The following is a 12,452-nucleotide window of genomic DNA, read 5'->3' as shown; positions in this document are numbered from 1 at the left end:
CCAGATATGCCGAGCGTTTTTACCGCACTTCGCGGGATCGAATCAAGCCTCCCCCGATCTTACCGGTCGGCAACATCTTTTATCCTCGATGCCGCTTTCGGGGATACCGCAAGGGACGGAAAACGCATTATCCCCGGTCGACGATGTCGTCCTTGAGCACGTCGAATTCGTTGAATGCAATCTTTACGCTGAGCGCCAGGTTGAGAATGCTGGTCAGGACCGTACCGGCAAAAATGCATAACATGATGGCAATCTGGTATTTCACCGCCAGCCAGGGTTCGCTACCGCCCAGGATCTGGCCGGTCATCATGCCCGGCAGCGACACCAGTCCGAGGGTCGCCATGCCGGCCAGGGTCGGATTGACCGCCGCCTTGACGGCCTCGCGGAAATAGGGCCGTATCGCCTCCCGGCGCGTGGCGCCCAGCAGCAGATAGGTCAGGTACTCGTTTTCGTTTTTCCTGATCGCGGCATAAAAGCGTTCCAGCCCGATGACATTGCTCTGCAGACAATTACCGAGAATCATGCCGGCCAGGGGAACCAGATAACGGGCGTCGTAATAGAGGGACGGCCGTATCACCAGGAGCAGCAGATACGCCGTGGAAAACAGAACTCCGGCGGTCACCGCGGCGAAAGTGGCGGCGAAAAAGTAACGCCGCCTCAAGCCGGCGCGCATCAGGATGGTCCAGCCGGCCACTACCAGCATCACCAGAATCCAAAGTCCGTTCAGCCAGGGATTGTTGAGGGTGAACAAGGTCTTCAGATAAATGCCCACCAGGGCCAGTTGAAGGCTCATCCGGATGACCCCGGACACGATCGCTCGGCTCAATCCGAGGCCGATCATCCCCAGCAGCAGCCAGGGCAGCAGCACGACGCCGTAAAGCACCGCCATCCGCGGCGCGGTGATATCAAGTACTTCCATCGCGGCGAATTCGGGCCAGGCGCCCGTCCTCGAGTTCCAAAACGATATCGCAGGCGGCATCCCAATCCGGATCGTGAGCCACGGAGAGCACGCTGAATCCGGGATCGGCGAATACGTCCAGCACCGCCCTCTTGCTTTCGGCATCCAGGGCGCTGGTCACCTCGTCCAGAAGATAAAGGCTTTTGCCCAGTAACAAGGCACGCGCGATGGCGATACGCTGCTTTTCGCCCCCGGACACGTGCCGGCACTCCCGTTCCAGGATATCCGGGGCCAGGTGGAGCCGACCCAATGCATCGATCAGTCTAGACTCGGAAGGTTTGTTGTCCCGGTGGGTTTTGAATTGAAAGGGCAGCATCAAGGCGTCGCGCACCGTCTCGGCGCCCAGGACCGGTTCCTGGCCGATGTAGGCGGCCAGCCGCCGGACGGTCTGCACGCTCGATGGATCGAGCGGCCCGCCCTCGAACAGAATCCTGCCCGCGGCCAGCGGATAAAGACCCAGCAGGGTCTTGAGCACCGTGCTCTTGCCGGACCCCGATTTGCCGCGCAGGACCGCCTTTTCGCCGGCACACAGGGAGAAGCTGAAATCGCTCAGAATCGGTTTGCCGTGAACCGACACGAAGACCCGATCGAATCGGATAAGCGGCGTGCTCCGCTCCGGTTCCGGCGCCCGCCTACCTGCCGGCGCCATTGCGCACGAACGGATTGCTGCGGCGCTCCAGGCCGAAGGTGGACGAGGCGCCATGGCCCGGAATGAAAACCACATCGTCGCCCAGGGGAAAAAGCCGCTCCCGGATGGATTTCACCAGCGTGGCGAAATCGCCGCGGGGAAAGTCGGTGCGGCCGATGGTGCCTTTGAACAGCACGTCGCCGACGACCGCGAGACGCGCGCCGCGATGGAAGAAAACCACGTGGCCGGGCGTGTGTCCGGGGCAGTGCAGAACCTCGAGCGTCTGATGCCCGAACTGTACCGTGTCGCCGTCCTCCAGCCAGCGATCCGGGGTAAAGGACGCCACCGACGGAAAACCGAACATCTCGCACTGCTCGGGCAATAAATCGAGCCAGAACTGGTCCTCCTTCTGTGGGCCTTCGATCGGAATCCCGAGCCGCGCGGCCAGGTCCGCGGTTCCCCCGGCGTGGTCCACGTGGGGGTGGGTGAGCAGAATCTTGACGAGCTTTACGCCGGCGTCTTCGGCCGCCGCCAGGATCTGATCGAGATCGCCGCCGGGATCGACCACGACCCCCTCCATGGTTTCCTCGCACCAGAGTAGTGAGCAATTTTGCTGAAAGGGCGTGACTGGGATGACCGTAACTTTCATGTCGGAGTCCGGGAGTTGGATTCTGGGAAAGAAGGTGGAAGAAACTTATTCTACCGAAACCGATCGCCGAAAATGTCCGGACAATCCGTTGTTCTTATAATGGAAGATCTTTGCGGGACAGAGCCTCCGCCCGCTCGAAACGGTGCCCCGGAAACGGCACCGGCAGCGCTTGCGCGGCAGCCGGGATCATTGACATGGCCGGTTGCCGCCGCCCGGGTCGTTCATCAGCAGGTACAACACGCGGTCATCGCCGCGGCTGCGGGCGTTGTAATCCGCCAGGGCGGTTTCCAGTTCCCCGTTGGGGCCCGCGGAAACGAGGCGTGCATTGCCCGGCAGCCATATGTCGCCGACGTCGCCGCAGACGCCGTTGCGATTCGCATCGCTGCAGGGTATCTGGAGCATGATCGGATTCGTGCAATAGCGCTCGGCATCTGAATTCGTGCATTCGGGCGCATGGCGCTTGAAGCCGTCGAGAACTCCCGTCTCGCCGTTCGCGAGATGGTTGATAAAGCGACGGCTGTTGCAGCTTTCGTCGGAAAAGCTGCAATGGGCCTTGCGGACGTCCAGGCCCACGCCGTCCGTCAGATACGGGCCGCGCCAACCGCGGCCGGTCGCGGGATCGAAAGTCCACAGCGGCGACGGCAATGACGTCGGCTCGAACAGATCGTGAATCGAGCGCGGGATTTCACCGACGTCGGCCCGGTAGCCGAGGCCGGCCTGTCCGCCTAGAATCGCCGCGCGTATGGCCTCGAGACTCGCATCCGTGGCGGCGCATTCGGCCGCGAAGTCGTCGCCGCGCACGAAAGACATCACCACGCCTATGGCGGCCAGCACGATCACGAGCACGGCCGCACGCTCCGCCCGCGTCATCTGGCGGCGCATTCTCCAAAAACACCGTAGCGGTTGATTCGAGGCAATCATTCACCATTTCTCGATTCTTGGACCGGCACCAATTAGCCAGGCCTTTCACGAAACATGCCAACGCATCCACAGGCTTGGCGTGTAGCACTCCGCTTGACAGGCAGGCCGGACGGGTTACCGCGAACCGGACGAAAACGCCCGGATCTTGCGGGAAAAAACATAATGCACCGAGGCGAATGACGCATACCGGAAACAGGCGCGCTTCGCGACCGAAGCGATTGGACTCCCCGGCGATATAAAGAGTCAAGCAAAAGACTGTTTCAGAACGAAAACGACGATCAAGCCGGCGCCTTCGACTGTGGAATTTGCCCGATCCGAGGCTGTCTGCACACGGTCGCACTCAGCTTCTGCCGCGAAACCGCCGCATAGGCAAGCGGTGTCATCGTTATTCTTTTCGAGTCGAAATATACGCTATACCCCACAGAGCAGTGTGGTATTTGACGCACATACCTCTTTTGTCGCCAGGAAAAATTCCCTTAAGCATATGATAATACTGTCATAGTCTAATTTGGTGTAGTCCTTGCGATAACGCTCGAAGCCGGCGCCCGCCGTCCCTTCTCTTGTGTACTCAGGCGAGGTCATGTATGGAACAAAAGATTGTATTCGATGAACGATGGGCCAAAGTCCTGACCGGGGCCCTTTCGTTCTCCTGCGCCATCGCGGCGTTCGCCGCCGATGACAGGCAGGAACAAGGCCAAAGCGATGACGCAGTACAACTCGACGAAATCGTCGTGACCGAATCGTGGCCGCAGTTCAAGTCGCTGAACACTACCGAAATGACCGGTAAGGCGATAGCCAAGAAGCAGTCCCGCATCAGCGACACCTCCGCGCTTTTCGACGACGTTCCGGGCGTCAGCCGTTACGGTTCGGGCGGATTGTCCAGCCTGCCGGTGATTCACGGCCTCAATGACGACCGGGTCAAGGTACAGATCAACGGAATGTCGATCACGTCCGCCTGCGCCAATCATATGAATCCGCCCCTGTCCTATATCGATATGCGCAACGTGGAACAGGCGACGGTCGTGGCAGGCATCACGCCGGTGAGTGTCGGCGGGGACAGCCTCGGCGGCACGATCATTCTCGACGCGATCACGCCCCGATTCGCGACGGCCGAGGAAGGCACGATTTTCGGGGGTAGTATTTCGTCCTTCTACCGCACCAACGGCGAAGCTTTCGGCGGCAGCGTGACGCTCAACGCGGCCGGCGAACACGTCGCCCTGTCATACACCGCTTCTCACACCGAGAGCGACAACTACAAGGCGGGCGGCGGCTTCAAGGTCAAATCCAGCCAGTACGAGGCTCAGAACCACTCCATGACCCTGGCGCTCGGCAACGACGATCACCAGCTCGTCGTCAACGCCGGCCAGCAGAACATTCCGCGCCAGGGCTTTCCCAACGCCCGCATGGACATGGTCGACAACGACAGCACCTTCGGCAATGTCCGCTACAAGGGAAAATTCGGCTGGGGCAATCTCGAAACCCGGTTCTATTACGAGCACACTCGGCACGAGATGAACTTCCTCCCGGACAAACGGCCCGGCGACATGCCGATGAAGACGGTAGGCAAGAACCTAGGCTATCTGATCAAGGCGGAGATACCGCTGACGGATCGGGATACGCTGCGAATCGGTAACGAATACCATCGCAACGAGCTGGACGACTGGTGGCCGCCGGTCGCCGGCAGCATGATGATGGGCCCCGAAATTTTCTGGAACGTGCGCAACGGCGAGCGCGACCGCATAGGCACTTTCGCCGAGTGGGAGGCCCGCTGGACCGAGGAGTGGAGTTCGCTGCTCGGACTGCGCCACGATCACGTGAGCATGAACGCCGACACCGTACAGCCCTACTCCTCGACGTCGATGATGCACCGCGCCGACCGGCTGGCGGCCGGCATCTTCAACGGCAGAAGCCGCGACCGTACCGACGACAACTTCGACCTGACCGCCCTGGTGCGCTACACGCCCAACGACACCAGCCATTTCGAAGCGGGCTACGCGCGCAAGAATCGCTCCCCCAACCTCTACGAACGCTATGCCTGGGGTTTGGGCAGCATGGCCATGTACATGAACGGCTGGTTCGGAGACGGCAACGGCTACGTCGGCGACCCCGATCTGGAACCGGAAGTGGCGCATACCATCAGCGCCACGTTCGGCTGGCATGATGCCCGGCAACAGAAATGGGAGGTCAAGATCACGCCCTATTACACCTATGTCGAGGATTACATCGACGTGGACCGCTGTCCGGTGACGCCCGGCACGGCCTGCACCGCGGCCAATCTGCGCGCGACCGACGGCTTCGTGTTCCTCAAGTTCGCCAACCACGACGCTCAACTCTACGGCGTGGATGTTTCCGGCAAGGCGCTCCTGGGCGACACTCGCTTCGGACAGTTCACCGGCAGGGCCATCCTAGGCTATGTCCGCGGCGAAAATCTGGATACCGGTGACAACCTGTATCACATGATGCCGGTCAACGGCAAACTGACCGTCGACCACCAGTGGGGCGGCTGGAGCAACGCCGTCGAACTCCAATTGGTGGCGCCGAAAACCGACGTGACGGACGTCAGGAACGAACTCAAGACGGGCGGCTACGCTTTGGTCAACCTGCGCACCGGCTATGAATGGAAACATGTCCGCGTCGACGCCGGACTCGACAACCTGCTCGACAAGAATTACGACTTGCCGCTGGGCGGCGCCTACCTCGGTTCGCGCCCAATGGCCTACGGCACGGCCCTGCCCGGGATGGGACGCTCGGCATACGTCGGAGTGACCTTCACGTTCTGACGGGCCGGCGTGCGACGCCGAATCGGCCGGCAAAGGATTGCCGCCCTACCGCTCTCTCCCCGGCTCCGAAACTTTGATCTCCGGATGCAGCAGATCGATGAAGGGAGCCGGGTAAACACCCAGCCCGAAGATCAGGAGCAGCAATACCGCCAACAGCAGGTGCATTCCGACCGGCCCGGTTTCCGGTCTTGCTTGCGTCAACTCCGGTGCCTGGGCCATTTGAAAAACGATGCGGAGGTAATAGTAGAGCCCGAGCCCGCTGCCGACGATGAGCGCGCCCATGAGCAGCCAGAGCGAACCCTGACTGCCCGTGGTAAACAGATAGAACTTGCCGATGAAACCGGCGGTCAGCGGTATTCCGGCCAGGGACAGAAGCGCCACGCTGAACACGGTTGCAAGCCAGGGACGCGTCCAGAACAGGCCGGTGTAATCCTCGAGATCTTCCGCTTCTCGATCGGCCGGGCTGATGGCCGCCACCACGCCGAATGCCGCCAGGGTCATCGCGAAATAAGCGGCGAGATAGACCAGCAGCGCTTCCGCCGCCAGGTTTCCGCCCACCACGTTGGCCGCGATCAGCGCCACCAGCAGATAGCCCATGTGGCCTATCGAGGAATAGGCGAGAATGCGTTTGACGTTGTTCTGCCGCAAGGCGAGCAGATTGCCCACCAGCATGGAAACGACGGCGACAAGCACCAAAAGAACATTCAGCACCGGGTTACGGAGCATTCCGGCTTCCAGTCCGTAACGCATCAGCAAGATAAAAACCGAGCCCTTGGAAACCGTCGCGAGCAGGGCGGTGACGGGCGCAGGCGCCCCCTGATAGACATCGGCGGTCCACAGGTGAAACGGTACCAGCGACAATTTGAAACCCACCGCAACCATGAGCATGATGGTTCCGATGGCGGACGGAAAGGTTCCGGTCCGCGCGCCGAGGGCCGCGAATTCCATGGTGCCGGTCTCGGCGTAGATCAAGGCCATGCCGAACAGCAGGAAGGCCGAGGCGACGCCGGACATGACCAGATATTTGATACCCGCCTCCAGCGCCCGGTTTTCCCGCAATGGATAGGCGATGAGCGCAAACAGGGATACGCTGAGAATCTCGAGCCCGAGAAAAAACGACGCGAAATGATGGGCGGCGGCCAGAACGCCAGCCCCCAGCAGCGCCGTCAAGATCAGCAGATAAAGCTCTTCCGGCCGGCTCTCGCGAATCCGGAAATACTCCCGGGACAGCACTGCCGCAACCAGCCCCGCGGCATAAGCCATGACGATGAAGACCAGTGCATACCGGTCCATTACCACGAGCGGCGTAACCAGCCTGGGAACCCGATCCGAAACCAGCGGGACCGTGGCCAGCGAAATCAGAATGCCGGCGACGGTCAGAGCGAAGGCGAGACCGTGATTGCGGCGGACGGCAATGGCCAGCATCACGACCACCACCGCGACGGACAGCGAGATCAGGGGCAGCAGCGCGAGCAGGTCCTCCGCAGCGATCATAGCGCCCTCCCCGATACCCGGCCTTCGTTCCAGGGTTGCGAATAGGCCTGCTGCGCGACACTGTCACCCCAGCCCTTCAGGCTATTCTTCAGCCACGCCTCGGAGACATCCAGCATGGACTGCGGATAAAGCCCGATCCAGACCGTCGCCGCCATCAACAAGCCCATCACGGCCAGCTCGCGGATGCCGAAATCGCGGATCGGACCAATCGCCAAAGATTTTCCGTGGAAAGCCCGTTGCATCAGAATCAGCGAATAAACCGGCGCGATGATCAATCCCAGGGCGGCGGCGACCGTCATGGGGGCATCCACCCGGTAAGCGCCCAGCAACACCAGGAACTCGCCGACAAAATTGCCCAGCCCGGGCATGCCGAGCGCGGCCACGGAAAAGAACAAAGCGACGGCCGCCATGCGCGGCAGGTTCGTCCACAGACCGCCCATGGCGTTCATGTCGCGGGTATGGATACGCTCCTGCAGGGCGCCGGCCACGGCGAACAGGGCGGCGGACGAGATGCCGTGCGCCAGCAGGGTGATCACCACCCCCTGGAGCGCCAGCCCATTCCAGGCATAGAGCCCGACCAGCACGAATCCCATGTGGCTGACGCTACTGTAGGCGACCAGCCGCTTCATGTCCGACTGCGCGAAGGCCAGCATGCCGCCGTAAAGAATGCCTGCCACGCCCAGCCCCATCGCCACCGGGGAAAAATCCGCGACCACTTCGGGAAAAAACGGGATCACGAAGCGCAACAGCCCATAGGCGCCGGTCTTCAGCATCACCCCGGCGAGAATGACGCTGCCTCCGGTCGGCGCCTGGGTATGAGCATCCGGCAGCCAGGTATGAAACGGCACGCCCGGCAACTTCACGGTGAAGGCGATGAAGAATCCGAGCATCAGCCACAAGGCGGTATTGACATCGAAATGCGTCTCCAGGAGTTCGAAATAGTCGAAGGTATAAACCCCGCTGTCGCGGTAGTGGATGACCACCATCACCACCAGGGCCAGCAGCATCAGGAGCCCCGAGACCTGGGTGAACAGAAAGAACTTGATCGCCGCGTAGGCGCGGTTCTCGTGTCCCCACAGCGCGATCAGGAAATACATGGGTACGATCATGATTTCCCAGAACACGAAGAACAGGAACAGGTCCAGGGCGAGGAACACCCCCAGCACGCCGGCCAGTGTCCACAACAGATTGAAATGAAAAAACCCGGACCGCTCCCTGATCTCGGTCCAGGAAACCGCCACCGCCACGAAGCCGAGAAAAACCGTCAGGGCGATCAGCAACAGGCTGACGCCGTCGACTCCGAGATGAAAGCCGATGCCGAAACGCGGTATCCAGCGCCAGCGGACCTCGTCCAGCCAGACGCCGGCTTCCGGAAAACCGCCCGCGAAATAAGGGACGAGCAAGGCGGCGTCCAATAACAGTGCGGAGAGGGCGATCCAGCGCGGCGCATTCGCGGCATAGCGCTCCGCCGGCCAGGCCAGCAGGCCGCCCGCCACCAACACCAGAATCAGCCCAGCCAGCATCACGACAAGATCCCCAATGCGACGGCCAACACGGTTCCTCCCGCGAAAGCGGCGACATACCAGCGCAATTGCCCGGTCTGGGTGGCTGCGAACGCACGGTGCGCATAGCGGCTGGCGACCGCAATTCCGTGGAAGACATCGTCCGCGATGTCGTTGCGATTGACCGTGGCCAGCCAGCGGAACGGCGTAACCAGAAACTTTCCGTAAGCCCAGTCGAATCCCCAGCCGCTGAACCAGAAGCGGTGCAACAGATCGCCCCAGCGGGTGTTTATCAGGTCTTGGACCGGGTAGATTCGGACCAGATAGAGCAGAACCGCGATACCCACCCCGACCAGCGGCGCCAGCTCGGTGAGAATCCGCATAAGCGACTCCGGTTCGCCGGGCTCATGCGCGGGAAACACCGATTCCAGAGGCATGGATACCAGCCCGCCGAACAAGGCCAGTGCGCCCAGCAGTATGAGTGAAATGCTCATGGCGAACCCGAGATGTTCTGACGCCAGCGGATTTTCGGGGCCGAAAAAGGCGATGAAAACCAGCCGAAAACTATAGATGCCGGTCAGGAGCGCCCCGAGCGTTCCGGCAGCCCAGAGCCATATGCCGTTTTCCGCCCGAAGCGCGGAAACCAGGATCTCGTGTTTGCTGAAATAACCCGAAGTGAATGGCAGAGCGGTCAGGGCGGCACTGCCGATGATGAAGCTCCAGAACGCGATCGGCAGGCGCTTTCTGAGCCCGCCCATGCGGAAAATATCATGCTCGTGGTGGTTACCGTGGATGACCGCCCCGGCGGCGAGAAACAGCAGCGCCTTGAAGTAGGCGTGTGTGGTCAGGTGAAAAATGGCCGAGGAAAACGCGGCCACCCCGAGCGCCAGAAACATGTAGCCGATCTGGCTGATGGTGGAATAGGCCAGGATCCGCTTGATATCGCGCTGGGTCAGCGCGGTGAAACCGGCGATCAGCAAGGTGGCGGCGCCGATCGCGGCAACCAGTTGCAGCACCGCGGGTGCGAGCTCGAACAGCATATGGGTGCGGGCGATCAGATAAACCCCGGCGGTCACCATGGTCGCGGCATGGATCAGGGCGCTGATCGGCGTGGGGCCGGCCATGGCGTCGGGCAGCCAGGTTTGCAGCGGCAACTGGGCCGACTTCCCTACCGCGCCGCCCAGCAAGAGTAGTGCGGCGAACGCGGCCATCCCGGAACCGACCGGCCAGGCTGCGCCGGCTCGCTGCATGAGCATCTGAATGTCCAGGGTACCGAACCGGGTGAACAGCAGGAACAGGCCGATCGCCAGCGCGGTATCGCCCACCCGGGTCATCACGAAGGCCTTGCGGGCTGCCGCGCCGTTCTCGGGATTGTCATACCAGAAACCGATCAGGAGATAACTGCACAGCCCCACGCCTTCCCAGCCCAAGTACAACAGCACCAGGTTGTCCGCCAGAACCAGGATCAGCATGGCGAACACGAACAGATTCATATAGGCGAAAAAGCGCGCGTAGCCGGCGTCGTCCGCCATGAAGCCTATCGAGTAGACGTGTATGAGAAATCCGATCCCGGTGACCACGAACATCATGTTCAAGGACAAGGCATCGAGATAAAGAGAAATGCTCGGCACGAAACCGTTCACCCGCATCCAGGTCCACAGTACTTGGCGATAGGGCTCCAGCGAACCGCTCAGGAACTCGCTGCCGATCAGCGCCGCAAGCATCGCCGACAAGCCGACCGAGCCGGCGCCGACCCAGGGCACCCAGCGCCTGGGCATCTTCCCCTGGCTCGCCGCCAGAAGCAGAAAACCGATCAATGGGAAAAGCGGAACAAGTCCCAAATAATTCAGCACCCGTCTTCTCCTTTGTCGTTTTTCGAGGGTTGTCCGGCGTCCATGAGTCTCTCGGAGGGAATATCCCCTCATCGCGAACAATCGATACGGCGTTCAAACCCGGAAACGCCGATACCGAGCCGGCCTCCAAGTTTTAGTAGGATGGGCAAAGCGCAGCATGCCCATCGAAACCGGCTGGCCCGCGGGACGAACCCCGGGGAAGGGGCGAGCAGTGCGCAGCGTGCCGGTCGAACCGGCGACGATGGGCACGACCTGGCGGCTTTGCCCTTCGTACGGGACCTTCGGGCCTCAGCCCTTCATCCGGCTCACCGCGTCCACGTCCAAAGTGTGGAAGCGGTGATGCATCTGGGTCACCAGCCCCATGGCCACGCACACCTCGGCCGCCGCCATCGCCAGGACCAACAGGTACATGATCTGCCCATCGGCCTGATTCCAGCGCGAACCGGCCACGATGAACGCCAGTCCCGCCGCGTTCAACATGATTTCCAGCGAGATCAGCATGAACAGAAGGTTGCGCCGCACCAGCACGCCGGTCAGCCCCAGGGCGAACAGCACGCCCGCCAGCAACAGCCCGTGCCCCTCGGGAATGGTTTCGGTCATTTTTCCACCTCTTGCCGGGTCAAGTGATACGCTCCGACCAATCCGGCCAGAAGCAGCATGGACGCCAGTTCGACCGCCAGCACGTAAGGCCCGAGCAGCCGGATGCCTACTTCCTTGGAAGCGACGATGTGGCCGAGTACGGCCGGCTCTTGCTGCATCAGAACGAAAATGAGCTCGGTGAGCAGCACCGCCGCCATCGCGGAAGGCCAGCGCCAGGCGGCGGCCGGCAGCCATTTTCTCTCCTGCTCCAGCGTACGTCTCCCGAGATTCAGCAACATGATCACGAACAGGAACAGCATCATGATCGCCCCGACATGAACGATGATCTGAAGCATCGCCGCATAGTAAGCCCCCATGAGGTAGAACACGACGCCCGAGGCGAGCAGGGACAGAATCACGTACAACAGGGCGTGCACCGCGTTGAGCGAGGCGATTACCAGCGCCGTCGACACGACGCTCACCAGGGCCGCGGAATAGAACAGGACATACAGCAACATCTCGTTCTCCTAAGGCAAGAGACTCCTGACATCCACCGGCGGCGCCTCGTTCTCGGCCTCGCCCTTGTCCTTGCCGCCCACGCTCTTTCCGGCAACCCGGTAGAAATTGTAATCGTGATACTTTCCGGTTCCGTCGATCAACAGATGCTCCTTTTCGTAAACCATGTTGCGGCGGTCGTATTCGCCCATTTCCGTGTCCGGCGTCAGTTGAATGGCGTAGGTCGGGCAGGCCTCCTCGCAAAAACCGCAGTAGATGCAGCGTGAAAAATTGATGCGGAAAAACTCCGGATACCAGCGGCCGTGTTCGTCCTGGGTTTTCTGCAGGGCGATGCAGTCCACCGGGCACGCCACCGCACAAAGGTTGCAGGCCACGCAACGTTCTTCCCCGTCGGGATCGCGGGTCAGCACGATTCTTCCGCGATAACGCGGGGACAAGGCGGGCTTCTGCTCCGGGTATTGCACCGTGTCGGCCTTGGTGAAGGTGTGCCGGAACACGGTCCATAGGGTCCGGAACTGGGAGTAAAAATCTTTCAGCATAACGGCTGACCCGGGCTTATCGGCGATGCGGGC

11 protein-coding genes are annotated in these 12,452 nt (G+C 61.4%); 1 reads left to right on the top strand and 10 read right to left on the bottom strand.

Translation table 11 applies throughout. From position 1 onward, the window contains the following. Positions 1-127: 127 nt before the first annotated feature. From sS8_RS21470 to sS8_RS21455, 4 genes are all read right to left on the bottom strand, one after another. Entirely contained in the window at positions 128-919 is a 792-nt protein-coding gene (locus sS8_RS21470) for an ABC transporter permease (RefSeq protein ID WP_119631552.1), read from the bottom strand. Continuing rightward, entirely contained in the window at positions 906-1,607 is a 702-nt protein-coding gene (locus sS8_RS21465; RefSeq protein ID WP_119631551.1) for an ABC transporter ATP-binding protein, read from the bottom strand. The genes sS8_RS21470 and sS8_RS21465 overlap by 14 nt, the downstream gene beginning before the upstream one ends. Further along, positions 1,591-2,235, bottom strand: coding sequence for an MBL fold metallo-hydrolase (locus sS8_RS21460; protein WP_119631550.1), 645 nt, complete (start codon positions 2,233-2,235; stop codon positions 1,591-1,593). The genes sS8_RS21465 and sS8_RS21460 overlap by 17 nt, the downstream gene beginning before the upstream one ends. Positions 2,236-2,421: 186 nt before the next feature. After that, positions 2,422-3,117, bottom strand: a complete 696-nt coding sequence (locus tag sS8_RS21455; protein WP_119631549.1) for a hypothetical protein — start codon at positions 3,115-3,117, stop codon at positions 2,422-2,424. Positions 3,118-3,740: 623 nt separating this feature from the next. Here sS8_RS21455 and sS8_RS21450 point away from each other — a divergent pair. After that, entirely contained in the window at positions 3,741-5,936 is a 2,196-nt protein-coding gene (locus sS8_RS21450; RefSeq protein ID WP_119631548.1) for a TonB-dependent receptor plug domain-containing protein, read from the top strand. A gap of 45 nt (positions 5,937-5,981) precedes the next feature. On the opposite strand, the gene sS8_RS21445 is transcribed toward sS8_RS21450, so the two are convergent. The 6 genes from sS8_RS21445 to nuoI all read right to left on the bottom strand — a co-directional run bounded on the left by sS8_RS21445 (position 5,982) and on the right by nuoI (position 12,419). Further along, positions 5,982-7,430, bottom strand: coding sequence for an NADH-quinone oxidoreductase subunit N (locus sS8_RS21445; RefSeq protein WP_232020384.1), 1,449 nt, complete (start codon positions 7,428-7,430; stop codon positions 5,982-5,984). Next, on the bottom strand, positions 7,427-8,953 hold the full coding sequence (gene nuoM / locus sS8_RS21440; protein WP_232020672.1) for an NADH-quinone oxidoreductase subunit M: 1,527 nt from the start codon (positions 8,951-8,953) through the stop codon (positions 7,427-7,429). Before nuoM ends, sS8_RS21445 begins: the two co-directional genes overlap by 4 nt. Continuing rightward, positions 8,953-10,785 (bottom strand): NADH-quinone oxidoreductase subunit L, encoded by a 1,833-nt coding sequence (gene nuoL / locus sS8_RS21435; RefSeq protein ID WP_119631546.1) that lies wholly within the window; start codon positions 10,783-10,785, stop codon positions 8,953-8,955. Before nuoL ends, nuoM begins: the two co-directional genes overlap by 1 nt. A 288-nt stretch (positions 10,786-11,073) precedes the next feature. Then, positions 11,074-11,385 (bottom strand): NADH-quinone oxidoreductase subunit NuoK, encoded by a 312-nt coding sequence (gene nuoK, locus sS8_RS21430; protein WP_119631545.1) that lies wholly within the window; start codon positions 11,383-11,385, stop codon positions 11,074-11,076. After that, entirely contained in the window at positions 11,382-11,882 is a 501-nt protein-coding gene (gene nuoJ / locus sS8_RS21425) for an NADH-quinone oxidoreductase subunit J (protein WP_232020383.1), read from the bottom strand. Before nuoJ ends, nuoK begins: the two co-directional genes overlap by 4 nt. Positions 11,883-11,891: 9 nt before the next feature. After that, complete coding sequence (nuoI, locus tag sS8_RS21420) at positions 11,892-12,419, bottom strand: NADH-quinone oxidoreductase subunit NuoI (protein ID WP_119631544.1); 528 nt, start codon at positions 12,417-12,419, stop codon at positions 11,892-11,894. Positions 12,420-12,452: the final 33 nt, after the last annotated feature.

The sequence above is a fragment of the Methylocaldum marinum genome (genome assembly GCF_003584645.1).
In the GTDB taxonomy this organism is placed as follows: domain Bacteria; phylum Pseudomonadota; class Gammaproteobacteria; order Methylococcales; family Methylococcaceae; genus Methylocaldum; species Methylocaldum marinum.
The sequence above is the reverse complement of the archived record's forward strand: the minus strand, read 5'-3'. Positions and strand labels throughout refer to the sequence as shown.

Excerpts from the sequence above, each read along its gene's own strand:
- sS8_RS21460 (WP_119631550.1), bottom strand. The coding sequence starts at position 2,235 with ATGAAAGTTACGGTCATCCCAGTCACGCCCTTTCAGCAAAATTGCTCA.
- nuoJ (WP_232020383.1), bottom strand. The coding sequence starts at position 11,882 with ATGTTGCTGTATGTCCTGTTCTATTCCGCGGCCCTGGTGAGCGTCGTG.
- sS8_RS21455 (WP_119631549.1), bottom strand. The coding sequence starts at position 3,117 with ATGCGCCGCCAGATGACGCGGGCGGAGCGTGCGGCCGTGCTCGTGATC.
- sS8_RS21450 (WP_119631548.1), top strand. The coding sequence starts at position 3,741 with ATGGAACAAAAGATTGTATTCGATGAACGATGGGCCAAAGTCCTGACC.
- nuoK (WP_119631545.1), bottom strand. The coding sequence starts at position 11,385 with ATGACCGAAACCATTCCCGAGGGGCACGGGCTGTTGCTGGCGGGCGTG.
- nuoI (WP_119631544.1), bottom strand. The coding sequence starts at position 12,419 with ATGCTGAAAGATTTTTACTCCCAGTTCCGGACCCTATGGACCGTGTTC.
- sS8_RS21465 (WP_119631551.1), bottom strand. The coding sequence starts at position 1,607 with ATGGCGCCGGCAGGTAGGCGGGCGCCGGAACCGGAGCGGAGCACGCCG.
- sS8_RS21445 (WP_232020384.1), bottom strand. The coding sequence starts at position 7,430 with ATGATCGCTGCGGAGGACCTGCTCGCGCTGCTGCCCCTGATCTCGCTG.
- sS8_RS21470 (WP_119631552.1), bottom strand. The coding sequence starts at position 919 with ATGGAAGTACTTGATATCACCGCGCCGCGGATGGCGGTGCTTTACGGC.
- nuoM (WP_232020672.1), bottom strand. The coding sequence starts at position 8,953 with ATGCTGGCTGGGCTGATTCTGGTGTTGGTGGCGGGCGGCCTGCTGGCC.